The following is a 21,446-nucleotide window of genomic DNA, read 5'->3' as shown; positions in this document are numbered from 1 at the left end:
TCGTCCCCTCTTCGGCAAAGAGCGAGGGTTCGAAGGAACGTTCGGACCAACCGCTGAACACCGCCACCTTGCAGGCGGCGATCCCCTTTTCCATATGCGGCCATGACCGCACGCCTTGCAAGCCAGCGCACGTTTCACCGAAGCATCACGGAACGGACGGGACGGCGATGTCGACAGAAACCCTCAACTTCCAGGCGGAAGTCAGCCGACTTCTGGATATTGTTGCCAATTCGCTCTACTCGAACAAAGAGGTCTTTCTCCGCGAACTGGTTTCCAACGGCTCCGACGCCTGCGACCGCCTGCGCTACGCCGCGATCACGCAGCCGGAGCTGGTGGCCGACGATCCCAATTACCGCATTTCCCTCGTCCCGGACGCCGAGAACCGCCAGTTGACGATCGCCGACAACGGCATCGGCATGAACCGGGACGACCTGGTGGAGAACCTGGGCACGATCGCGCGCTCGGGCACGCTGGACGTGATGAATCAGCTCCAGCAGGCCCAGGACGAAAACGAGAAGGTCAACCTGATCGGCCAGTTCGGCGTGGGCTTCTACGCCGCCTTCGTCGTCGCCGACTGGATCGAGGTGCGCTCGCGCAAGGCCGGCGAAAGCCAGGGCTGGCGCTGGGCGTCCGACGGGCGCGGCACCTTCACCGTCGAGGAGACGGACGACGCCCCCGCCCGCGGCACGCGCGTCACGCTCCACCTCAAGGAGGGTGAGGACGAGTTCACCGAAAGCGAGCGCATCAAGCACGTCGTCAAGCGCCACTCGGACCACATCGCGATCCCGATCTTCCTGGGCGAGGACGAGGGCGCCGAGCAGATCAACACCGCCTCGGCGCTGTGGACGCGGCCCAAGAGCGAGATCACCGACGAGCAGTACACCGAGTTCTACCGCCACGTCTCGCACCAGATGGACGAGCCGTGGATGCGCCTGCACTTCAAGGCCGAGGGCAAGGTCGAGTTCACCTGCCTGCTCTTCATCCCCTCGACCAAGCCGTTCGACCTCTTCGACCCGCAGCGCAAGCACGGTGTGAACCTCTACGTGCGCCGCGTCTTCGTCACCGACGACTGCGCCGAGCTGCTGCCGGCCTATCTGCGCTTCCTGCGCGGCGTTGTGGACAGCGAGGACCTGCCGCTGAACATCTCGCGCGAGATGCTGCAGCACAATCCGATGGTCCAGAAGATCCACCAGACCACGGTGAACCGCGTCCTCAACGAGCTGAAGAAGAAGGCCAACAAGGAGCCCGAAAGTTACCAGACCTTCTGGGAGACCTTCGGGCCCGTCCTCAAGGAAGGCCTCTACGAGGACCCGCAGCAGAAGGACAGCCTGCTGGAGCTGGCGCGCTTCCGCTCCAGCGAGCGCGACGGCTGGATCAGCCTGGACGACTACGTCCAGAACATGAAGGAAGGCCAGCAGGCCATCTACGTCCTCACCGGCGACAGCATCGAGGCCCTGCGCAAGAGCCCGCAGCTCGAGGGCTTCAAGGCCAAGGGCGTCGAGGTCCTGCTGCTGGCCGATCCCATCGACGACTTCTGGGTGCCGTCCATCGGCGAGTACCAGGGCTACACGCTCAAGCCCGTCACCCAGGGCGCCGCGGAGCTGGACTCCATCAAGAGCGGCGAGGACGACGAGCAGCAGGAGCGCAGCGACGAGGAAAAGACCTCGGACGCCGCCATCGGCACGCTGGTCGCCTACCTCAAGACGGCGCTGGAGGGGCAGATCAAGGACGTGCGCTCCACCGAGCGGCTGACGGAGAGCGCGTGCTGCCTCGTTGCCGACGAGGGCGACATGGACATCCACCTGGAGCGTCTGCTGCGCCAGCACGGGCGCATGGATCAGTCCAGCCAGCGCATCCTTGAGGTCAACCCGAAGCATCCGCTGATCGCCCGGCTGTCCGAGCGCGTGTCGGGCAGCGACAACGGCGGCGGCGCCAGCCCCGAGATCAAGGAGGCGGCGCACCTCCTGCTCGACCAGGCGCGCATCGTCGAGGGTGAGACGCCGGAGGATCCGGCGGCCTTCGCCCGGCGCATGTCCGACCTGGTCGCCAAGGGGCTGCAGACGGGGCCGGTCCAAGGCACGGCGACGGCGGCGACGGCGTCCACGGGCGACGAGGCCGAGGCGGCCTCGTAACGCCCCGGCCGACGGCCGGACATCGGCAAACGCGGGCGGTTCGTCACCGGACGAACCGCCCGTTGTGCTGTCCAACGGCGGATGGCTCACGCGAGCGTTGATCCGCGCCCGCCCTTCCCCTAGACCGTAGCCGGCGCCACAGACGCGTCCCGTGCGTCGCCTGACTGTGGTTTCCAAAGATGATCCTTGGTCGTGAGGGCCCCATGCATCTCGGCGCGACGCTGGTGTCGAGTGACAGATGGGATTAAACATCCTCATGTTTACGCCGGTGTTGAGTGACACAGGGTTCCAAGGATCATCCTTGGTCGTGAGAGACCAATGCATCTCGACGTGACGCCGGTGTCGAGTGACACCGGTTTCCAAAGATCATCTTTGGTGGTGTTTCGATGAGCGGTGTGAACAAAGTCGTTCTGGCGTATTCGGGTGGCCTGGATACCTCGGTGATCCTGCGCTGGCTGCAGGAGACGTACGGCGCGGAGGTGGTGGCCTTCTGCGCGGACCTCGGCCAGGGCGAGGAGCTGGAGGACGCCCGCCGCAAGGCGGAGATGCTCGGCATCAAGCCGGAGAACATCTACATCGAGGACCTGCGCGAGACCTTCGCGCGGGAGTACGTCTTCCCGATGTTCCGGGCGAACGCGGTGTACGAGGGGACGTACCTGCTCGGCACCTCGATCGCGCGGCCGCTCATCGCCAAGCGCCAGATCGAGATCGCGCGCGAGACGGGCGCGGACGCGGTGTGCCACGGCGCCACCGGCAAGGGGAACGACCAGGTCCGCTTCGAGCTGGCCTACTACGCCCTGGCGCCGGAGATCAAAGTGATCGCGCCCTGGCGCGAGTGGGACCTGACAAGCCGCACGAAGCTGCTGAACTTCGCCGAGCGCCACCAGATCCCGATTTCCAAGGACAACATGGGCGAGGCGCCGTTCTCGGTGGACGCGAACCTGCTGCACATCTCCGCCGAGGGGAAAGTGCTGGAGGACCCGGCCGAGACGGCGCCGGAGTACGTCCACACCTGGACGGTGTCGCCGGAGAACGCGCCCGACGAGCCGACGACGCTGGAGATCGACTTCGAGGACGGCGATCCCGTCGGCCTGGGCGGCGAGCGTCTGTCGCCCGCTTCCCTGATGGAGCGGCTGAACGAGCACGGCGCGCGCAACGGCATCGGCCGCATCGACATCGTGGAAAACCGCTTCGTCGGCATGAAGTCGCGCGGGGTGTACGAGACGCCCGGCGGCACGATCCTGTGGCACGCACACCGGGCGATGGAGTCCATCACACTCGACCGCGGCATGGCGCACACCAAGGACGAGCTGATGCCGCGCTACGCGGAGCTGATCTACAACGGCTTCTGGTGGGCGCCCGAGCGCGAGATGCTGCAGGCCGCGATCGACCACAGCCAGCATACCGTAACCGGGACGGTGCGCGTCCGCCTGTACAAGGGCAACGTCATCGTCGAGGGCCGCAGCTCGCCCTACTCGCTGTACTCCGAGGCGCACGTCACCTTCGAGGACGACGAGGTCTACGACCAGCGCGACGCCGAGGGCTTCATCAAGCTCAACGCCCTGCGCCTGCGCCTGTGGCACAGCCACCGGGGCTGACGCCCGCGGTTGCTTGGGACGGCTAAGAAGCTGTTAACATCCGATCCGTAGCATTCGCCGCGATTGCGCCGGACCAGGAGGCCCGCGATGGGGCTGTTCAGCCGCAAAAAGAAGCGGAGTGAGGCGGGTGCCGGGGAGCAGGCCGCGGCCGAGCCCCCGAAGAAGAAACAGCTCCCGACGGGCCGGGTGCGAATCGATTCCCGCGAGCACCCGCTGATCGCACTGGACCGGAAGCACGTCCTGGTGGATGCACTGAACCGCGATTTTGTGGACGGCCAGCGCATCCACTTCGCCTTCGTGCTGCCCACCGACGACGGCGACATTGATGCGCCAACCCAGGGCACAATCATCAAGGTGGCGGACGGGCGCATCATCGCGCGGTATCTGGCGCCGCAACCCTACTACCAGAACATCATGCGTCGCGTGGCGGACAGCCTGCCGTACGTGCCCGACGTGCACGAGATGTGAGCGGCGCGTACACGCACGTCGTGCCACGCACACGCGTCGCGACGCACGGAACGCCGCGTTGTGGCGTCAGCGGGCGTAGACGCTGAAGGCGTGATGGCCGCGGCTGATCAGCGCCGCCGTGCCGTTCGGCGCGGCGAGATACAGGCCGGAGACGAAGGCCAGCGTCAGGCCGCTCAGCAGCATCCCCGTCCACATGGGCAGGGTGGCATCGAGGCAGACGTAACAGGGCCCGATCAGCGTGGCGCCAAGCGCGATCAGCAAGCCCAGGGCAGCCAGTGTGCGCATCGTCCAACTCCGTCGTTCGGGGTGATCCGGCGGGGGCGTTCGATGGGCGCCACCGCTTGCTACACCCCTGTACGGTTCACGACCGCTCGCGGATTGCTCACACGATTATGATCTTCCGGCTGCCAAGGTTTCGTCAACAACAGCGACGTTAGGATCACGCAAGTGCAATCACAGGTTATCTAGGCGGGCCGTGGCTCATTGGGGCAGCGCCGTCACGCCCGCCAGCCACGGGTGCGCCGCCGTCAGCGCCAGGAAGAGCGCGACACCGCCGAGCGGGCGCCAGATGCCGATGCCGGCCCAGTCCATGCGCGTGCGCCCGCTCAGCAGGGCCCGGAAGGGAATCGCCGAAGTGGTGAGCTGGACCGGCCCCCACGCGGCGCCGAGCAGGCGGGCGCGCTTCTGATCGATGTGCGCCATGCCGCCCAGGGCGAGCACGATCAGCCCGCCGAAGAGCATCATGCTGGCGCCGTCGCCGTTGACCAGCAGGTGCGCGAGCGCCCACAGCGCCACGCCCCACATGACGGGGTGGCGGGTCACGCGGTAAATGCCGGGCGCCGGGTCCTCGGGCGAGAGGGCGCGGCGTTCGCTGCCCACGCTGGTCGGCCCCGGCGTGGTCGCGCCGATGGCGACCAGCAGACACGCGAGCACGTTCACCAGGATGGTGAGCCACGCCATGCCGGCGGGCGGGGTCCACACGGGCACGAAGGGCGCGCGCGAATACGCGTACGCGAGCCAGCCGAGCGCCACGGCGGCGGCGAGCGAATACAGGCTTGTGAAGCGCTGCGTCCCCAACCACCTGACGAGCGGATCGCGCACGCCCTGGCTGGAGAGCAGGAAATGTCCCGCGACGAAGACCACGACGGCCGCGAAGACGGAATCGAGCACCCCGAACATCGCGGCGATCATGCGGACGCGGACACGCCCCGTCCAGTCCGCGAAACCGGGACGGAGGCAGCCGCGAACGCACCCGACAGCGACCCCGTCGCGGACATCATCCTGGGCCTCGTCGCCGAGCGCGGGCCGGGCAAGTCCATCTGCGTCAGCGAGGCCGCGCGGGCGGCCCAGCAGGCCTTCGGCAAGCCCGGCGACGACGGCGAGGCGTGGCGACGCTACCTGCCCGGCGTGCGCCAGCAGGCCAAGAGCCTCGCGCGCCAGGGACGGCTGCGCATCCTGCGCAAGGGCCGCCCGGTGGATCCGCACCAGCCCATCAAGGGCGTGATCCGGCTGGCGGCCGTGCGGGAAGACGACGGGGCGCGATAGTTCTTGTTTCGTTCCTGTTTGGGCTTTACCCTCCGCCCATGAGCGACGAGCTGCCGGATCAGGCCCGCAAGGGACGCGGCGCGGTCTCCAACGCCGCCAGTGCGCGCTTTCCCCAGCAGGACCGCGCGCTGGTGGACGACGGCTGGGGCTCGGCCGAAGAAGACCTGGACGCGCCCACCCGCACGGTCGTGGGCCGCGACGCAAGCCGCAGCGCGATCACCTACAACCAATCGCCGGACGTTCCCTTCGACCGCTCGATCAACCCGTACAAGGGCTGCGAGCACGGCTGCATCTACTGCTTCGCGCGGCCGACGCACGCCTACCTGGACCTCTCGCCCGGCCTGGACTTCGAGACGCGGATCTTCGCCAAGGAGAACGCGGCGGAGTTGCTGCGCGCGGAGCTGGCGAAACCCTCCTACACCCCGGCGACAATCACGCTCGGCGCCAACACCGACCCCTACCAGCCGGTCGAGCGCGAGAAGCGCATCACGCGCTCGGTGCTGGACGTGCTTGCGGAAGCGAACCACCCCGTCTGCATCGTCACCAAGAACGCGCTGGTGGCGCGCGACGCCGACATCCTGGCCAAGATGGGCGCCAAGGGCATCGCCCGCGTCATGCTGTCGATCACGACGCAGGACCGCGAGCTGGCGCGCTCGCTGGAGCCGCGCGCGACCACACCGGCCCGGCGCTTCGCGGCGCTCCGTGAGCTTCGCGCGGCCGGGGTGCCCGCCGGCGTGCTGACCGCGCCGATGATCCCGGCCATCAACGACCACGAGCTGGAAGGCCTGCTCGCATCGGCGGCCGAGGCGGGCGCGGACAGTGCGGGCTACGTTCTCCTGCGCCTGCCCCACGAGATCAAGGACCTCTTCGCCGAGTGGCTGGAGACGCATTTCCCCGACCGCAAGGACCGCGTGCTCAACCGCGTGCAGGCCATGCGCGGCGGCAAGCTGAACGAGAGCCAGTGGGGCACGCGCCTGCGCGGCGAAGGCGAATACGCCGACCTGCTGGAACGCCGCTTCAAGCTGGCCTGCACGAAGCACGGGCTCAACCGCCTGGGCACCACGCAGCGCACCGACCTCTTCGCCCCACCGGCGAGGGACGGGCGGCAGATGTCGATGTTTTGACGGTGTTCGCGCTGCGCACACATACTAAGAATATTCTCAGTTCACGCGGAGGCACCAATGCCCCCAACATCCGACTCTCCGCTGTACGAGCGTGATTTTTACCTGTGGACGCAGGACCAGGCGGCGCGCCTGCGCGCCATGGCGCGCGACAACGATCTGGATGCCGAGAACCTTGCCGAAGAGGTCGAAGCCTTGGGGCGCAGTGAGAGAACGGCGGTCGAGCGCAATCTGGTTCAGGTTGTTGCCCACTTGTTGGAACACGCATGGATCGACGCGCCGGACCCACACACGCACTGGCGACGCGAGATCGTTGCGCATCAGCAGGCAGCGCAGGACAGCTTCACCCCGGGCATGCGGCAACATCTGGACATGGCGCGCATCTGGCGCCGTGCTTATCAGCTCGCCAACGCCAAATTCGCGGACCACAGCGAAGCGAGCCTGCCGCGTCACGCGGAATGCCCGTTTACGCTCGATGAATTGCTGCGGGCGGACTTCGACATTGAGGAAGCCCGCACCCGCTTGCACCGCGCCCTCGGCCGCGATACCGACGGTGCCTGATCCAAGCTGCGAACATTCGGGCGCGCCGTGACCCCATCAGGTTCCATCCAAACCGTCGGCCTCGACGAAGCCGGGCGCGGGCCGTTGGCCGGGCCCGTGGTGGCGGCGGCCGTGGCGATCCCGGCCGATGCCGCCGAGTTGCGCGCGGCCGTGACGGACTCCAAGAAGCTGAGCGCCAACCAGCGCGAGCGGCTGGCCGCCCGCATCCGCGAGGTCTGCCCCCACGGCGTCGGGCTGGCCGAGGTGGCGGAGATCGACACCTGGAACATCCTGGCCGCCAGCCACATGGCGATGGCCCGCGCGCTGACGGGGTGCGGCGTGACGCCCGAAAAGGCGCTGGTGGACGGCAACCGCGCGCCCGAGCTGCCGTGCCCCGTCGAGTGCGTGGTGGGCGGCGACGCCAGCGTGGCCGAGATCGCCGCCGCCTCCATCCTCGCCAAGGTGGACCGCGACGCCCGCATGGACGCGCTCGCGGCCGAACACCCCGGCTACGGCTGGGAGCGCAACCGCGGCTACGGCACGCGCGAGCACCGCGAGGCGCTCATGACCCTGGGCGCCACTTCCCACCACCGCCGCTCGTTCAAGCCCGTGCAGACGGCGCTGCGCGGCGGGGCGGCCCAGGCCGGATCAGCCTGAGCGCACCTCGCGCAGGAAGCCGTCCACCTTGGTCGAGAGCGTGTCGGCCTGCTGGGACAGTGTGCTCGCCGCGGAAAGCACCTCGTTGGACGCCGTGCCGGCCTGACCGGCCGCGTTGCCCATCTCCCCCATCTGCGAGGAGACGTCCTGCACGCCCGTCGAGGCTTCCTCGACGTTGCGGGAGATTTCGCGCGTGGACGAGATCTGCTCTTCCACCGCCGAGGCGATCGAGGACGCGGCCTCGTCGATCTCGCGCATGTTGTCGGCAACCGCCTCGATCACGCTCACGGCCTCGTCGGTTTCGCCCTGAACCGTGTTGATGCGCTGGGTGATGTCTTCGGTCGCCTTTTGCGTCTGGTTGGCGAGCGACTTCACCTCGTCGGCGACGACGGCGAAGCCCTTGCCGGCTTCCCCGGCGCGGGCCGCCTCGATCGTGGCGTTCAGGGCCAACAAATTCGTCTTCTCGGCGATGTCCTGGATCTGCTGGATGACGTCGCCGATCTGGTGCGCCGCCTGGGCCAGGGACTGGATCTGCTGGCGGGCGCCGTCCGCGCGCTCCCGCGCCGAGCGCGCGGTTTCCGAGGTCTGGTTGATGCGCGAGCCGACCTCGTCGATGGAGTTCGTGAGCTGCTGCGCCGCCGAGGCCACGGTCTGCACGTTGCTCGCGGCCTGCTCGGCGGAGGAGCCGACGGTCTGCACGCGCTCGCTCGTGTCCGAAGCGGCCCGGGACATCGTCTCCGCGGTGCCCTGAAGCTGCTGTGCCGAGCTGCTGACCTGCTGGACGATCTCGCCCACCTCGCGCTCGAAGCGCTCGGCCAGCTCGTTCATGGCCTGCCGCTGCTGCTCCTGCGCGCGGCGCTCGGTTTCCGCCTGCTCCCGCTTCAAGCGGTCGGCTTCCAATACGCTGTCCTTGAGCACGGCGACCGCGCCCGCAATCTGGCCGACCTCGTCGCGCGTCGGGATCTCGGGGACGCTGACGTCGAGATGGCCGTCGGCAAGCGCGCGCACCCGCTCCGACAGCGTGCGCAGCGGCCGGATGCCCGCCACGGTGAACCACGCGAAACTTCCGCCCAGGGCCAGGCACACCAGCGTCAGGCCCACCATGATCCAGATGAAGTTCTGACCGATCTCACGCGTGGTCGTGGTCAGGGTGTCGTTCTGGGCTTCCTGGTAGTCGATGAAGGCGTTGATTCGGTTCAGCCAGGTGATGAAGGCCGGCCGCGCGTCGTTCAGGATCAGCGCGCGGGCTTCCTCGAACTCGCCGGCCTGCTTCAGCTCGATGATCTCGGCGATCATCGGCCGCGTCTTCTGCCGGATGTCCTTGATCCGCTGCAACAGCTCGCGTTCGCGCGCGGTCGTCGACGCGCTGGCCATCATCTCGTCGAGCGCGCGGGCGTTGCGGATGTACTTCTGCTCCAGCTCGTCGATCAGGGCGAGCGCGTCGGCGATCCGGTCCTCGCGCTGGAAGAGCGCCAGATCGCGAACCTCGATCGCGCGGTCGTGGACGCTGCCGCGGAAGTTGATGGCGTGGCGCTGCTTGACGGTGTTCACGTCGTTGATCTCGGTCAGGCCGCTGTTGATTTGATCCACCCGCTGGATGCCGACACCGGCCAGGACCACGAGCAAAAGCCCGATCGCGCCGAAGCCGATGAAAATGCGGGCACGGATGCTGAGCGTTTTGAGCATGCCGTTCGTCCTTGTCGGTGGGTTTAGAGCGCCGAAACGGTATCCGAAACTGGTTGCGTGCCGTTAACGGCCTAAAGTGGGACGCCATCACCTCCCGGCAAGGCGCGACATCCGGCGGCATTGAACGGCAGGCATGCACGCGGCCGGACCCGGTGCCGACTCCGCCCCCGCGAACGGCGCCCGCGCCTTGACGCCGACTCCGGCGTGACTCAGGCTCAGACCCTCGAGTCGCAGGGGTTTGGCAGGGGAATACATTCATGGTGCGCCAGGCAGCGCTGTCGCGCGAGTCCGTCCCGACACCGGACAACACCGACCCGCTCGCCGAAAGCGGCGTGTGCGAGGGCGAGGCCGCGGCGATGATGCGCGCCATGCCGGCGAAGTCCGTGGACCTCGTGTTCGCGGACCCACCCTACAACCTTCAACTTGAAGGCGAACTGACGCGCCCGAACCACACGCGCGTGGACGGCGTGGACGACGCCTGGGACCAGTTCGACAGCCTGGAAGCCTACGACCGCTTCACGCGGTCATGGCTGCAGGCGGCGCGCCACGTGCTCAAGGACGACGGCACGCTGTGGGTGATCGGCAGCTACCACAACATCTTCCGGGTGGGCGCCATCCTCCAGGACCTCGGGTTCTGGCTCCTCAACGACATCGTGTGGAACAAGACGAACCCCATGCCGAACTTCCGCGGCCGGCGCTTCGCCAACGCGCACGAAACGCTGATCTGGGCGGCGAAGTCCAAGGGCGCGCGCCACACCTTCAACCACCACTCGATGAAAGCGCTCAACGACGACCTGCAGATGCGCAGCGACTGGGAAATCCCGGTCTGCGGCGGCAGCGAGCGCATCAAGGACGCGCACGGCAACAAGGCGCACCCCACGCAGAAGCCGGAAGCCCTGCTCCACCGCGTCATCCTGGCCTCGACGCAGCCGGGCGACATGGTGCTGGACCCGTTTGCCGGGACGGGCACGACGCCGGCGGTCGCCAAGCGCCTGCGCCGGCGCTGGCTGGCGATCGAGAACGACCCGGACTACGCGGCGCTGACGCGCGAGCGCGTGCACCACGTCCAGCCCGTGAAGGACACGCGGCTGGTGGAAGCCCAGGCCCGGCGCCGGCAGCCGCGCGTGCCCTTCGGCTGGCTGGTGGAGCGCGGGCTGATCGAGCCCGGCACCATCTTGCACGGCGGCGCCAAGGGCCAGCATCAGGCGAAGGTGCGCGCCGACGGCAACATCGTCACGACGGACGCCACCGGCTCGATCCACAAGATCGGCGCCCACGTCCAGGGCGCGCCCTCGTGCAACGGCTGGCAGTTCTGGCACATCGAACAGGACGACAAGCTCATCCCCATCGACGTGCTGCGCCAACGCGTCCGCGCCGAGATGGAGGGTTGAGGAACCAGCGGCGCCCCGGCGACGCAACCAACGGATCGGGCGATGACGCGGACGGCCATCCATCCCGGCGAGGTCCTGGCGGACGAACTGGACGACCTCGATCTCAGCGCGGCGGAGCTGGCGCGGCTGATCGACGTTCCCGCCAACCGCATCAGCCAGATCCTGGGCGGCAAGCGGGCCATCAGCGCCGACACCGCGCTTCGGCTGGGCTGGTATTTCAACACCTCGCCCGAGCTGTGGATGAACCTCCAGAAAACCTACGAGCTGGACCTGGCGCGCGCGGAAATCGGGTCGGAGCTGGAACGCCTGCCGAAACGCCCCGTGGCGGATGCCGACCGCTGACGCGCGCTCGTGATTGCGCAAACAGAAATCAAGTTTGCATAACGCGGTAGGGCGGTTTCGCTGCCTCGCAGCAAACCGCCAATTCACCGGGAGCGGCGCAATGCCTGACGGCGATTGCGCCCTACGGCGTTATCGCGTCTGTCGTCCTTGAAAGCACAGCCGCGTCGTGACGTCCCCGCGTCAGCGCCACGCGCCAGCTTGCCTCACTCGCAGCCGGCCGTGCGCATAGAACGTCGGGGAGCAACAAAAGGCACCTTGGCCGGCTGCGTCAGGATTTGTGCAGGCGCAGGCCCGGCGTGTCGCCGTTGGTGAACTCGACCCCGGCCTCCTCGAACGCCCGCTGAATGACCGCCAGGGTGCTTTGCTGCGGGTTTTTATGACCAAGCTCGAAATCCCGCACACTCTGGTTGGAGACCCCTGACGCGTCGGCGAGGTCTTTCTGGCTCCATTTCAGAAGGCCGCGCGCGGCGCGGCATTGCTCGGGCGTGATCATGGCGCGGGCGATAGGGCGTCACGGCTCCGGGGTCAACGTTGCCGCCGCCGCAGACACGGCGTTTGACATCACGGGAGCGGTTCGGTGTGCTCGTTCTTGTGAAAAACACAAGGAGTCGTGATATGGAAAACCGAACGGCAGTGCTTGCCCTCGAAGCCGCAGCCAACGCCCTGGTCGCCGGCGCGCGCACCGTGACAGCCTATACGAATCGCGTGGGCTGGAATCCGAACGACGAGCGGCTGTTCGCGCTGGAGCACACGCACGCGCAGTATCAGGCCGAGCTGGACGCGTGGTTCGCCGAGCACGGCACCGCCACGGAGACGATGGAAAGCCTGTTGCACCGGCAGTTCGCCGTGCTGGAGGCGATGCAGGCCATCCCCGCCGACACCCTCGCGGGCGCCGCCGCCAAGGCCCGCGTGACCACCATCCACCGCAAGGATCTCCTGCGCGACAACGATGCACCAAGCGACCTGCAAGCCGACGCCCTGGACGCCCTGGTCGAGGCGTACGGCCAGAGACAGTCGTAGGGCAGTTACGCTGCCTCACAGCAAACCGCCCGTTCACCGGCAGCGGCGCAATGCCTGACGGCAATTGCGCCCTACGGCGTTACTATAAAATATAAAACAAAAAACGGGGTTTATCGCATACTGCAACATTGACGATCTTTTTATGTTGAATTAACGATATGAGCACACTACTATAACGATAGGATATCGGGCCGAGAAGCTATGACGGATAACAACGGCGGCTACCAGGGAGATGGCGAAAATCAATCTAATCTGTCACATGATAATGATTTACTAACATGGGATCAAATCAGCAGTGGAATTGGGTATCTGAGTACTGCCATTGCAGTTATAATACCGATTGCAACCCTTTTGCTTTATTTTTTAGCATATTGGGACGAGTATTGGTTTTTTCACGAAGCCGGGGTGCCGTCGGAATTTGTTAACATTTCATTCACGGAAATTGTATCTTTCGCTTCACACACTTTAATATTCATTGCTCTCGTTTCTTGGTTTCTCCTTGTAACGTCAGGCTGTCGCTTTTATTCGCATATAAAAAGTCCAACCTTCTGGTTTGCTTCACTTGTATTCTCTGTATTTTTAATAATTTCTCTGCTTGCGTTTGCATTAACGATCGATATTGCGCGTAATTGGATGGTGCAAAATCCAGTTCGCACGATTCTTATTTTAATAGTTTTTGTCGGACTTATAAGCTTCTTATCTCCCGCACTAGTGAAACGTTCGGTTGGAGAAGATCCAACGCTAGGTAAAACGTACCTGAAGGTTTTAGGTATCCTGATAGTCTTTACAGTAGGCTTATACATTCTGCAATTTTCAAGTGCCCAAAGCGCGCTTGAGCTGAAATTTCTTGGCTTGAACCCGACCGTTTCAAGCGAAAACAAATGTCATGTGTTTTTGGACACGTACAAAGGTAAAGGAATATTTTACAATGTGGAAGAAAATGCGCCTACCATCAAAAGCTTCGAGCAAACTACATTGGTACGAGTTGACACTATCGAAAATTGCGACAAAGGATAGCGCCGCGTGCGGGCGGTTTCGCTGCCTCGCAGCAAACCGCCCGTTCACCGGCAGCTGCGCAATGCCTGACGGCGAATGCGCCCTACGGCGTTATGGTGTCCGCCCGCCGGAGTGACGGTGCGGACTGCGACTGTCCCCAAGACGGCCACCCACATCGCGTTTTCCGGGCGTCCGCCGGACTGACTGGCGCGATTAAACAAGCCTTGTTTACGGACTGCGACTGTCCCCCCAAGACAGCCGCCCCCATGTCGTTTGGACGGCGTCCATTCGACTGACTGGCGCGATGAAACACGCTGTGTTTCTTAGACATTAAACCTGAAGTGCATCACGTCGCCGTCCTGGACGACGTAGTCGCGGCCTTCCACGCGCATCTTGCCGGCGTCCTTGGCGGCGGCTTCGCCGCCGAGTTCGACGAAGTCCTGCCAGTGGATGGTTTCGGCGCGGATGAAGCCGCGCTGCATGTCGGAGTGGATGACGCCCGCGGCCTCTGGCGCCGTGGCGCCGCGCACCGTGGTCCAGGCGCGCGTTTCCTTTGGGCCGGCGGTGAAGAAGGTGATGAGGTCGAGCAGCGTGTAGCCCGCCTTGATCACGCGGTCGAGGCCGCTTTCGCTGAGCCCCAGGTCGTCGAGGAAGGCGCGCTTTTCCTCGGCGGAGGGCAGCGCGGCCACTTCCGCCTCGATGGCGGCGGCGATGGTGACACAGCCGGCGCCGTGCTGGCGGGCGTGCTCGGCCACGCGCTCGGAATGTTCGTTGCCGGTGGCGACCTCGTCGTCGCCGACGTTGGCGACGTAGAGCACGGGCTTGCGCGTGAGCAGGTGCATCTCCTTGAGGAAGCCCTGCTCTTCCGGCGCGATCTCGACGTCGCGCGCGGGCGTGCCCTCCTGCAAGGCGGCGATCAGACGCTCCAGCAGCGGCTTCTTGGCCACGGCCTCCTTGTCGCCGCCGCGCGCCTTCTTGACCACCTGCTGATGCTGGCGCTCCAGGGATTCCAGGTCGGCGATCAGCAATTCGGTCTCGACGGCCTCGGCGTCGCGGATGGGGTCGACGCCGCCGTCGACGTGGGAGGTCTCGCCCTCGAAGCAGCGCAGCAGGTGGACGATGGCGTCCACCTCGCGGATGTTGCCGAGGAACTGGTTGCCCAGGCCCTCGCCCTTGGAGGCGCCGCGCACCAGCCCGGCGATGTCCACGAACTCCAGCTGCGTCGGGATGACGTCGCGCGACTGCGCCACCTCGGCCAGCTGGTGCAGGCGCGGGTCCGGCACGGGCACGCGGCCCACGTTGGGCTCGATCGTGCAGAAGGGATAGTTGGCCGCTTCGGCCTGCGCGGCCTCGGTCAGCGCGTTGAAGAGCGTGGACTTGCCGACGTTCGGCAGCCCGACGATGCCGCAGTTGAAGCCCATGGTCTCGCTGTCAGCGGTTGGTGCCGGTGCGTTGGGCGACGCGGCTCATGAAGCCCTCGGCGTCGCCCGCCACGAGGTGCGGGATTTCCTCGCCCACGGCCTCGCACAGCGGTTCGACCCACTGGCGCTCGGCCTTGGCGAAGGGACTTAGCACATAGTTGGTGACCTGGCTTTTGTCACCGGGGTGGCCGATGCCGAGGCGCACCCGGATGAAGCCGTTGCCGATGTGCTGGTCGATGGACTTGAGGCCGTTGTGGCCGGCGTTGCCGCCGCCCGTCTTCACGCGCAGCTTGCCCGGTTCGAGGTCCAGCTCGTCGTGGAAGACGATGACGCGCTCGGGGCCGAGCTTGAAGAAGCGCGCGGCCGCGGCGACGGAATCCCCCGAGCGGTTCATGTAGGTCTGCGGCTTGAGGGCAAGCACCTTGTCGCCGCCGATGGGGCCTTCCGCCGTTTCGGCGTGAAAGCGCGAGCGGCCCGCGCGCAGGCTCTGGCGCCGGACGATCTCGTCCAGCGCCAGGAACCCGATGTTGTGGCGCGTGTCCGCGTAGCGGCGGCCGGGGTTGCCGAGTCCGACCAGCAGCAGCACTGGGGCGCTCCGTCGGCGAAACAGGCGGATCATGGCGTCAAACCGATGCCCCCATCCCCCTCTGGCTGTCGCGTTCAGCGCGCCAGCCATCTCCCCCTTCCCCATGGATGGGGAAGGGGGAGATCATAGAGGGGGTCGGGGCCGATGCCATCGCGAAAGCAGGCGCGATCAGGTTTCCTCGCCGCCTTCGGCCTCTTCCTCGCCTTCACCTTCCTCGGTGGTCGCCTTCTTCATGCCGCGCGGGGCACTGATGGTGGCGATGGTGAAGTCGCGGTCCTGGATCGACGGCTGGCTGCCCTCGGGCAGGTCGACGTGGGAGATGTGGATGGAGTCCCCGACGTCGAACTTGCTGAGGTCGATGTCCAGGTGCGAGGGGATGGAGTCCGCGCGCGAGAGCATCTCGACCTCGTGGCGCACCACGTCGAGGACGCCGCCGCGCTCCAGGCCGGGGGACTGCTCGTGGCCGGAGAAGTGCACCGGCACCTCGATGGTGACCTGCGTGCTCGGCGCGACGCGCAGGAAGTCCAGGTGGATCGGGCGGTCGGTGACGGGGTCGCGCTGCATGTCGCGCACCACGGCCATTTCCTTGGCCTTCTTGCCGTCCACGCGGATGTCGTAGAGGCGCGTGAAGAAGCCCGGCGTGTTCAGCTCGCGGTCGAGGTCGCCCGGCTCCACGGTGATCATCGTGGGCTGCTTGTTCGCGCCGTAGACGACGGCGGGGACGCGGCCGGCCTTGCGATCACGCTTGGCGGCCCCCTTGCCTGCCTGCGTGCGCAGCTGGGCGTCCAGACGGTGGGTCTCGGTCATTTGGGTCCAACTCCTTTCGGCGACGGAAAACGCCGGCACCGTCGCCGGTGCCGGCTGGTTTCGGCGTGTGCCGGCACGTCGCGGTGCCGGTTTTCGCCCACGGCCTCCAGGGGTGCCGCGGGCGGGATCGAGGCCGCGCGGCCGGATCAGGCCGGCGCGGGCGCGGACTCGAACAGGCTGGAGACGGAGTGATCGTCCCGGATGCGCAGCATGGCCTCGCCGAGCAGCGGGGCGATTGAGATCTGGCGGATGTTGTGCGCCACGCGCACGGCCTCGGTCGCGGGGATGCTGTCGGTGATGACCAGCTCCTCCAGCGGCGAGGAGGACACGCGCGCCACCGCGCCGCCGGAGAGCACGCCGTGGGTGACGTAGGCCGCCACCGAGGTCGCGCCGCCGTCCTTCAGCGCGCGGGCGGCGTTGCACAGCGTGCCGGCGGAGTCGACGATGTCGTCGACGAGGATGCACTTGCGGCCCTTCACCTCGCCGATGATGTGCATGACCTCGGACTGGCCGGCGCGCTCGCGGCGCTTGTCGATGATCGCCAGCTCGGCGCCCAGGCGCTTGGCGATGCCGCGCGCGCGGACCACGCCGCCGACGTCCGGCGAGACGATGACGAGGTTGTCCTCGCCGTAATTCTGCTGGATGTCCTGGGTGAACACCGGCGCGGCGAAGAGGTTGTCGGTCGGGATGTCGAAGAAGCCCTGGATCTGGCCGGCGTGCAGGTCGAGCGTGAGCACGCGGTCGGCACCGGCGGAGGTCATGAGGTTCGCCAGCAGCTTCGCCGAGATGGGCGTGCGCGGGCCGGACTTCCGGTCCTGGCGCGCGTAGCCGTAGTAGGGCATCACGGCCGTCACGCGGCGCGCCGAGGCGCGGTGCAGCGCATCCAGCGTGACCAGCAGCTCCATGACGTTGTCGTTCGCGGGGTAGCAGGTGGACTGGATGACGAAGACATCCTCACCCCGCATGTTCTCGAGGATCTCGACGAACACCTCCATGTCGGCGAAGCGCCTGACATTGGCCTGCGTCAATGGCAGGTTCACGTACGCCGAGATGGCTTCGGCGAGCGGCCGATTGCTGTTGCCCGTGAGAATTTTCATGAGCGATCCGGGAGCGGCGCGGTTGGTGAAACGCTGTCGATTGCGGTCGATCCGGCGGTTGCGCGTCGATGCCAGTGGCTGCGCCGATGGGTCCGGCCGCGGCGCGGCGGTGCCGGACCAACGCAACCGACGCCGGCCAGCGCGTCCCCGGCCGACGGCGCGCGGAATGTAGCAAGGCCGTCATACCCTGTAAACGTGATCGCCCGGCCGCGATCAGCCCTGGGACGCTGCGGCGCGCAGCACGCGCAGAATGCCGGGCACCGCTGCTCGCGCGATGCGGCGGCTGAGTGCCGGCCACCCCTGCTCCAGCACGCCTTCGGGCACGGCGTTGGACTGGTTCAGGTCGCCGAGGGGCTGCGCGCGCCCCTCGCGCTCCACCACCCAGGTGATGCGCAGGCGCCGCCCGCCGCCCGACAACGCCTTGCCGCCGAGCGTACCGCTGATGACGATGTCGCCGGGCTGCGCCGTGTCCGCCAGCGGCAGGCCCCGCCGCCGCAGTGCCGACGCCATGGCGGGGGCGAGTTCCCGCGCGCCCTCGGTGGGCTTGCCCGTGGCGGGCTCGACGACCACGCGCGTCCCCTCCGGAAAACCGCGCAAGCCACTGCGCTTCTGTTCCGGCCGATCCTGCACCAGCCCGGCGATCTGGGGCGCGGCCCGGCGGGCCACGCGCGCCAGGCGGTCGGAGGCGCCCGCGCGCCAGGCCGTGCGCGTGATGGGCACAACGTGCTCGTGCACGCCGGTCAGCCCGCCGCCCTCGCCGTACAGCTCCCAGGTCAGGCGGATGCCCTCGGTGCCCGCCGCCTCGGCGTGGCCCATGAGCCAGCGCGTGTCGTTGCTGCCGGAGCTGACGCGGGCGGGCACGTTCTGGGCACGCAGCGCCTTCGCCATGGCCGTCGCCATGCGCGCGTCGCCGCGCGGGGTCAGGCCCGTGACGGGAAGCACGGCGATGCCGCTGCTGTCGGGCAGGGAGAGAACGGGGTTGCCGGCCTTCTCCGCCCCCTGGAAGGGGCGCGGCAGATCGCCGCAGCCGGCAAGGACGAACGCGGCCGCAAGGACGGCGATCAGCTGGCGACCACGAGCACGCAGCTTCCCAGCAGCCCCAGCAGCAGGAAGGCGAAGAAGATCAGCATGTGCGGCATCGCCCGTCATTCCCGGTCCGTGCCTTCTCGCGGCGGGTCCGCTATCAGCCCGCGAGCGCGATGGCCGCGAGCAGCCGCCCGTAGTCCGGCTCACCGCGGTGGCGCGCGCGGCGGTGGCTGAAGAAGTGGGCCGCGTCGGCGTAGGTGTCACGGCCCAGCGCCGCGACCGTGCCCACCCCGGCCGCCTCCAGCACCGCCACGGTGTAGCCGGCGAGGTCGAACAGGTAGCCGTCCCCGGCCGGCAGCGCCCGGAAGAAGCGCGCGTTCGCCGGGTCCGCGTCGGTGAACGGCTCGATGAAGTCGAGGCTCACGGCGTAGGAGCGCGCCCCGATGCACGGCCCCACGGCGGCCGTGATGCAGCGCCGGTCCGCGCCCTCGCCTTCCATGCGCGCGAGGCAGGCGTCCAGCACCCCGCCCAGCGCCCCGCGCCAGCCCGCGTGCGCGGCGCCGACCACCCCGGCGTGCGCATCCGCCAGCAGCACGGGCGCGCAATCGGCCGTGAGCACCCCCACCGCCAGCCCGGGCGTGCGCGTCACCACGGCGTCGGCACGCGGCCGTTCCTCGCGCGGGAACGGCGCGGTCGCAACCACCGCATCGGGCGAGTGCACCTGATGCAGCGTCGCGAGCGCGCCCTCGGGGAGATCGAGCGCGGCCAGCGCGCGCCGGCGGTTTTCCGCCACCGTTTCCGGGTCGTCGTTCGAGCCGGGCCCGCAGTTCAGCGACTCGTAGATGCCCGCGCTGACGCCGCTCCGGCGCGTGAAGAAGCCGTGGCGAACGCCCGGCAGGGCGTTCAGGCCGGGATCGCGCAACGGGGCCGGCGGTTGATCGCTCATACGGGCTTTGTAGGCCGCACCGGCGCCCCTGTTAAGGGCGCGGACGGGGGTCACGCCTCCGCCGTCTCGGGGAACCCGGCGGGGGTTCCGGCGCCACGGGGGGTGATCGCCAGGGCCTTGAACAGCTCGCCCATCTCCTCGGGCGCCGTCAGGCGGTGGAGCGCGCTGGCGATCGCGCGGGCCTGCTGCGGCGCGGCGTTGGCCGTCAGGGTCTGCGCCCGCGCCTCGATCCCGAGCGCGCGCAGGAAGGTGCCCTGCTGCACGGGGCCGTGCGCGGCCGCCCCCGCTTCCCGCGCCGCGCGCGCCAGCAGCGGGAAGGGCACGTGCGCGGTGAGGTCGGTTTCGCCGGGCGCTTCCAGGATCTCGGCCGGGCGGTGACGGCGCACGGCCTGGAGCGTCGCGCCGGACATGACGCTGTCCGGGCCGAAGTCCACGATCAGCCCGGCGCCGCCCACCTGCGCGATGCGCTCGGCCAGCTCCTGGGTCTGCGCCAGCATGGCCGGCGAGACCTCGACCACGGTGCCCTCGGGGGCGTCGCGCAGCTCCTCGGGGACGTAGTGGGCGGCCTTGCGGGTGGGCGCGCCGCGCGCCAGCGCCAGGGCGTCGCGCTCGGGATCGACGGCGACCAGCCGCTCGCACCAGCCGTCGGCGGTGCGCTCCATCTGCCGCACGGGCAGCGCGTCGAAGAACTCGTTGGCGAGCACGAGCAGCGGCCCGTCGGGGATGGTCGCCGTCTCGCGGTGCCAGTGCACGGCGACCCCGGCATCGCGCAGGGTTTCTTCCTGCTTGGCGCGCAGCGCCGGGCTGATCTCCACGAGGTGCACGTCCAGCGCCTCGCGGAAGCCGGGCATCATGCGCGCCGCGCGCAGCGCGTCAGCCATGAGCGTGCCCCGCCCCGGCCCCAGCTCGACGAGATGAACGGGGGACGGCGAGCCGAGCAGGCGCTGCCAGGTGTCGGCGCACCACAGCCCGAGCAATTCGCCGAACATCTGGCTGATCTCGGGCGCGGTGGTGAAGTCACCCGCCGCGCCCAGGGGATCGTGCTCGCCCGCGTAGTAGCCGGCGCCCGGCGCGGCCAAGACCTCAGCCATGTAGGCGCCGAGGGAGATCGGCCCCTCGACGGCGATGCGGCGCTTGATGCGGTCCTCCAGCGCGGTCATGCGGGCTGGCTCCGCCGCACGGACCAGGCGATCAGGCCCGCGCCCGCCAGGATCATGGGAAGCGACAGCAGCTGCCCCATCGTCGTGCCCAGCGCCAGGTAGCCCAGGAAGGGGTCGGGGGCGCGGAAGAACTCGGCGACGAAGCGTGCCACGCCGTAGCCGGCGACGAAGGTGCCGGTCGCCACGCCCGGCCGCGCCAGCCAGCCGCGCCGCTGCAGGACAAAGAGCACGGCGAACAGCAACACGCCCTCCAGCAGCGCCTCGTAGAGCTGACTGGGATGGCGCGGCACAGGCCCGCCGGTCGGAAAGGCCATCGCCCAGGGCACGTCCGGCGCGGGTCGTCCCCACAGCTCGCCGTTGATGAAGTTGGCGACGCGGCCGAAGAACAGCCCGATGGGCGCGGCACAGGCGATGACGTCGGCGAAGGCGAGCAGCTTCAGTCCGCGCTTGCGCGCGAACAGGACGATGGCGGCGACGACCCCCAGCAGGCCGCCGTGGAAGCTCATGCCGCCCTGCCAGAGCATCGCCGCCTGTTCCGGATTCTCCAGGAAATACCCCGGCTGGTAGAAGAGCACGTAGCCCAGCCGCCCGCCGGCCAGCACCCCGATCGTCGCCCACAGCAGGAAGTCGTCGAAGGCGACGCGGGTGAGCGCCGCATCCGGCGTGCGCGCGGTCAGCGCCTTGCAGTACTGCCAACCGAGCACCAGCCCCGCGATGTAGGCGAGGCCGTACCACCGCAGAGCCAGCGGCCCCAGTTCGATGGCGACGGGATCGATCGCGGGGTACGGCAGGGTCAGCAGCATCGCGGCGCTCCGGCACGGCGCGTGGACATTGGTTCGCGTGGGTATAGAAGCCTGCCGGACGGCGCGGCAAGCGCGCTTGAAGGGGCGGTGTGCCGCGCCCATAC

23 protein-coding genes are annotated in these 21,446 nt (G+C 67.9%); 11 read left to right on the top strand and 12 right to left on the bottom strand.

Going from position 1 to position 21,446, the window contains the following annotated elements:
- The first annotated feature begins 167 nt into the window (after positions 1-167).
- The 3 genes from htpG (at position 168) to BLQ43_RS01150 (ending at position 4,198) form a co-directional block, all read left to right on the top strand.
- Positions 168-2,132: a molecular chaperone HtpG gene (htpG, locus tag BLQ43_RS01160; protein ID WP_090018285.1), complete on the top strand. Its 1,965-nt coding sequence runs from the start codon at positions 168-170 to the stop codon at positions 2,130-2,132.
- A gap of 386 nt (positions 2,133-2,518) precedes the next feature.
- Entirely contained in the window at positions 2,519-3,730 is a 1,212-nt protein-coding gene (locus BLQ43_RS01155; protein ID WP_090018284.1) for an argininosuccinate synthase, read from the top strand.
- Between the two features lie 87 nt (positions 3,731-3,817).
- The gene (locus BLQ43_RS01150; protein WP_090018283.1) at positions 3,818-4,198 is read left to right on the top strand and encodes a hypothetical protein; all 381 of its coding nucleotides are present in this window, start codon (positions 3,818-3,820) and stop codon (positions 4,196-4,198) included.
- 66 nt (positions 4,199-4,264) lie between these two features.
- Here BLQ43_RS01150 and BLQ43_RS01145 read toward each other — a convergent pair whose 3' ends face one another.
- Together BLQ43_RS01145 and BLQ43_RS01140 are read right to left on the bottom strand one after the other, a co-directional pair.
- Positions 4,265-4,483 carry a hypothetical protein gene (locus BLQ43_RS01145; protein WP_090018282.1) on the bottom strand — a complete coding sequence of 73 codons (219 nt, stop codon included), beginning with the start codon at positions 4,481-4,483 and terminating at the stop codon, positions 4,265-4,267.
- 195 nt (positions 4,484-4,678) lie between these two features.
- Complete coding sequence (locus BLQ43_RS01140) at positions 4,679-5,368, bottom strand: NnrU family protein (RefSeq protein ID WP_176758455.1); 690 nt, start codon at positions 5,366-5,368, stop codon at positions 4,679-4,681.
- Here BLQ43_RS01140 and BLQ43_RS01135 point away from each other — a divergent pair.
- From BLQ43_RS01135 to rnhB, 4 genes are read left to right on the top strand one after another with little or no spacing between them, the layout of a single operon-like run.
- Complete coding sequence (locus tag BLQ43_RS01135; RefSeq protein ID WP_090018280.1) at positions 5,321-5,743, top strand: DUF3253 domain-containing protein; 423 nt, start codon at positions 5,321-5,323, stop codon at positions 5,741-5,743. The two genes, BLQ43_RS01140 and BLQ43_RS01135, sit on opposite strands and share 48 nt — an antisense overlap.
- 38 nt (positions 5,744-5,781) lie before the next feature.
- Complete coding sequence (locus BLQ43_RS01130; RefSeq protein WP_090018279.1) at positions 5,782-6,867, top strand: PA0069 family radical SAM protein; 1,086 nt, start codon at positions 5,782-5,784, stop codon at positions 6,865-6,867.
- Positions 6,868-6,924: 57 nt separating this feature from the next.
- The gene (locus BLQ43_RS01125; RefSeq protein WP_090018278.1) at positions 6,925-7,425 is read left to right on the top strand and encodes a DUF29 domain-containing protein; all 501 of its coding nucleotides are present in this window, start codon (positions 6,925-6,927) and stop codon (positions 7,423-7,425) included.
- Between the two features lie 27 nt (positions 7,426-7,452).
- The gene (rnhB, locus tag BLQ43_RS01120; protein WP_090018277.1) at positions 7,453-8,061 is read left to right on the top strand and encodes a ribonuclease HII; all 609 of its coding nucleotides are present in this window, start codon (positions 7,453-7,455) and stop codon (positions 8,059-8,061) included.
- Here the strand turns inward: rnhB and BLQ43_RS01115 are convergent.
- Complete coding sequence (locus BLQ43_RS01115) at positions 8,053-9,747, bottom strand: methyl-accepting chemotaxis protein (protein WP_090018276.1); 1,695 nt, start codon at positions 9,745-9,747, stop codon at positions 8,053-8,055. The two genes, rnhB and BLQ43_RS01115, sit on opposite strands and share 9 nt — an antisense overlap.
- A gap of 257 nt (positions 9,748-10,004) precedes the next feature.
- Here BLQ43_RS01115 and BLQ43_RS01110 point away from each other — a divergent pair, with 257 nt between their 5' ends.
- Both BLQ43_RS01110 and BLQ43_RS01105 read left to right on the top strand, forming a co-directional pair.
- A complete protein-coding gene (locus tag BLQ43_RS01110) occupies positions 10,005-11,138 on the top strand; it encodes a site-specific DNA-methyltransferase (RefSeq protein WP_090018275.1) in 1,134 nt (377 codons plus the stop codon).
- A 42-nt stretch (positions 11,139-11,180) separates the two neighbouring features.
- Entirely contained in the window at positions 11,181-11,480 is a 300-nt protein-coding gene (locus tag BLQ43_RS01105; protein ID WP_090018274.1) for a HigA family addiction module antitoxin, read from the top strand.
- A 268-nt stretch (positions 11,481-11,748) separates the two neighbouring features.
- Here the strand turns inward: BLQ43_RS01105 and BLQ43_RS01100 are convergent, their stop codons facing one another.
- Positions 11,749-11,973: a helix-turn-helix transcriptional regulator gene (locus tag BLQ43_RS01100; RefSeq protein WP_176758454.1), complete on the bottom strand. Its 225-nt coding sequence runs from the start codon at positions 11,971-11,973 to the stop codon at positions 11,749-11,751.
- 122 nt (positions 11,974-12,095) lie between these two features.
- Here BLQ43_RS01100 and BLQ43_RS01095 point away from each other — a divergent pair, with 122 nt between their 5' ends.
- Both BLQ43_RS01095 and BLQ43_RS14195 read left to right on the top strand, forming a co-directional pair.
- Positions 12,096-12,500, top strand: a complete 405-nt coding sequence (locus BLQ43_RS01095) for a hypothetical protein (protein ID WP_090018273.1) — start codon at positions 12,096-12,098, stop codon at positions 12,498-12,500.
- A gap of 201 nt (positions 12,501-12,701) precedes the next feature.
- Positions 12,702-13,517, top strand: a complete 816-nt coding sequence (locus BLQ43_RS14195; RefSeq protein WP_143006109.1) for a hypothetical protein — start codon at positions 12,702-12,704, stop codon at positions 13,515-13,517.
- Positions 13,518-13,819: 302 nt separating this feature from the next.
- On the opposite strand, the gene ychF is transcribed toward BLQ43_RS14195, so the two are convergent.
- The 8 genes from ychF to lgt all read right to left on the bottom strand — a co-directional run bounded on the left by ychF (position 13,820) and on the right by lgt (position 21,342).
- Entirely contained in the window at positions 13,820-14,917 is a 1,098-nt protein-coding gene (gene ychF, locus BLQ43_RS01090) for a redox-regulated ATPase YchF (RefSeq protein WP_090018272.1), read from the bottom strand.
- A 10-nt stretch (positions 14,918-14,927) separates the two neighbouring features.
- Positions 14,928-15,503 carry an aminoacyl-tRNA hydrolase gene (gene pth, locus BLQ43_RS01085; protein ID WP_090018271.1) on the bottom strand — a complete coding sequence of 192 codons (576 nt, stop codon included), beginning with the start codon at positions 15,501-15,503 and terminating at the stop codon, positions 14,928-14,930.
- A 168-nt stretch (positions 15,504-15,671) separates the two neighbouring features.
- The gene (locus tag BLQ43_RS01080) at positions 15,672-16,310 is read right to left on the bottom strand and encodes a 50S ribosomal protein L25/general stress protein Ctc (protein ID WP_090018270.1); all 639 of its coding nucleotides are present in this window, start codon (positions 16,308-16,310) and stop codon (positions 15,672-15,674) included.
- 146 nt (positions 16,311-16,456) lie between these two features.
- Positions 16,457-17,407 (bottom strand): ribose-phosphate pyrophosphokinase, encoded by a 951-nt coding sequence (locus tag BLQ43_RS01075; protein ID WP_090018269.1) that lies wholly within the window; start codon positions 17,405-17,407, stop codon positions 16,457-16,459.
- Between the two features lie 213 nt (positions 17,408-17,620).
- Positions 17,621-18,556 carry a hypothetical protein gene (locus BLQ43_RS01070; RefSeq protein ID WP_143006108.1) on the bottom strand — a complete coding sequence of 312 codons (936 nt, stop codon included), beginning with the start codon at positions 18,554-18,556 and terminating at the stop codon, positions 17,621-17,623.
- Between the two features lie 34 nt (positions 18,557-18,590).
- Positions 18,591-19,379: a peptidoglycan editing factor PgeF gene (gene pgeF, locus BLQ43_RS01065; RefSeq protein ID WP_090018267.1), complete on the bottom strand. Its 789-nt coding sequence runs from the start codon at positions 19,377-19,379 to the stop codon at positions 18,591-18,593.
- Between the two features lie 50 nt (positions 19,380-19,429).
- Positions 19,430-20,539 (bottom strand): class I SAM-dependent methyltransferase, encoded by a 1,110-nt coding sequence (locus tag BLQ43_RS01060; protein ID WP_090018266.1) that lies wholly within the window; start codon positions 20,537-20,539, stop codon positions 19,430-19,432.
- A complete protein-coding gene (gene lgt, locus BLQ43_RS01055; protein WP_090018265.1) occupies positions 20,536-21,342 on the bottom strand; it encodes a prolipoprotein diacylglyceryl transferase in 807 nt (268 codons plus the stop codon). The genes BLQ43_RS01060 and lgt overlap by 4 nt, the downstream gene beginning before the upstream one ends.
- Positions 21,343-21,446: the final 104 nt, after the last annotated feature.

It is taken from the genome of Limimonas halophila, from assembly GCF_900100655.1.
GTDB lineage: Bacteria > Pseudomonadota > Alphaproteobacteria > Kiloniellales > Rhodovibrionaceae > Limimonas > Limimonas halophila.
This window is presented reverse-complemented; position numbering and strand designations above follow the sequence as displayed.

Excerpts from the sequence above, each read along its gene's own strand:
- htpG (WP_090018285.1), top strand. The coding sequence starts at position 168 with ATGTCGACAGAAACCCTCAACTTCCAGGCGGAAGTCAGCCGACTTCTG.
- BLQ43_RS01155 (WP_090018284.1), top strand. The coding sequence starts at position 2,519 with ATGAGCGGTGTGAACAAAGTCGTTCTGGCGTATTCGGGTGGCCTGGAT.
- BLQ43_RS01150 (WP_090018283.1), top strand. The coding sequence starts at position 3,818 with ATGGGGCTGTTCAGCCGCAAAAAGAAGCGGAGTGAGGCGGGTGCCGGG.
- BLQ43_RS01145 (WP_090018282.1), bottom strand. The coding sequence starts at position 4,483 with ATGCGCACACTGGCTGCCCTGGGCTTGCTGATCGCGCTTGGCGCCACG.
- BLQ43_RS01135 (WP_090018280.1), top strand. The coding sequence starts at position 5,321 with ATGTCCCGCGACGAAGACCACGACGGCCGCGAAGACGGAATCGAGCAC.
- BLQ43_RS01130 (WP_090018279.1), top strand. The coding sequence starts at position 5,782 with ATGAGCGACGAGCTGCCGGATCAGGCCCGCAAGGGACGCGGCGCGGTC.
- BLQ43_RS01125 (WP_090018278.1), top strand. The coding sequence starts at position 6,925 with ATGCCCCCAACATCCGACTCTCCGCTGTACGAGCGTGATTTTTACCTG.
- BLQ43_RS01115 (WP_090018276.1), bottom strand. The coding sequence starts at position 9,747 with ATGCTCAAAACGCTCAGCATCCGTGCCCGCATTTTCATCGGCTTCGGC.
- BLQ43_RS01110 (WP_090018275.1), top strand. The coding sequence starts at position 10,005 with ATGGTGCGCCAGGCAGCGCTGTCGCGCGAGTCCGTCCCGACACCGGAC.
- BLQ43_RS01105 (WP_090018274.1), top strand. The coding sequence starts at position 11,181 with ATGACGCGGACGGCCATCCATCCCGGCGAGGTCCTGGCGGACGAACTG.
- BLQ43_RS01100 (WP_176758454.1), bottom strand. The coding sequence starts at position 11,973 with ATGATCACGCCCGAGCAATGCCGCGCCGCGCGCGGCCTTCTGAAATGG.
- BLQ43_RS01095 (WP_090018273.1), top strand. The coding sequence starts at position 12,096 with ATGGAAAACCGAACGGCAGTGCTTGCCCTCGAAGCCGCAGCCAACGCC.
- BLQ43_RS14195 (WP_143006109.1), top strand. The coding sequence starts at position 12,702 with ATGACGGATAACAACGGCGGCTACCAGGGAGATGGCGAAAATCAATCT.
- ychF (WP_090018272.1), bottom strand. The coding sequence starts at position 14,917 with ATGGGCTTCAACTGCGGCATCGTCGGGCTGCCGAACGTCGGCAAGTCC.
- BLQ43_RS01080 (WP_090018270.1), bottom strand. The coding sequence starts at position 16,310 with ATGACCGAGACCCACCGTCTGGACGCCCAGCTGCGCACGCAGGCAGGC.
- BLQ43_RS01075 (WP_090018269.1), bottom strand. The coding sequence starts at position 17,407 with ATGAAAATTCTCACGGGCAACAGCAATCGGCCGCTCGCCGAAGCCATC.
- BLQ43_RS01070 (WP_143006108.1), bottom strand. The coding sequence starts at position 18,556 with ATGACGGGCGATGCCGCACATGCTGATCTTCTTCGCCTTCCTGCTGCT.
- pgeF (WP_090018267.1), bottom strand. The coding sequence starts at position 19,379 with ATGAGCGATCAACCGCCGGCCCCGTTGCGCGATCCCGGCCTGAACGCC.
- BLQ43_RS01060 (WP_090018266.1), bottom strand. The coding sequence starts at position 20,539 with ATGACCGCGCTGGAGGACCGCATCAAGCGCCGCATCGCCGTCGAGGGG.
- lgt (WP_090018265.1), bottom strand. The coding sequence starts at position 21,342 with ATGCTGCTGACCCTGCCGTACCCCGCGATCGATCCCGTCGCCATCGAA.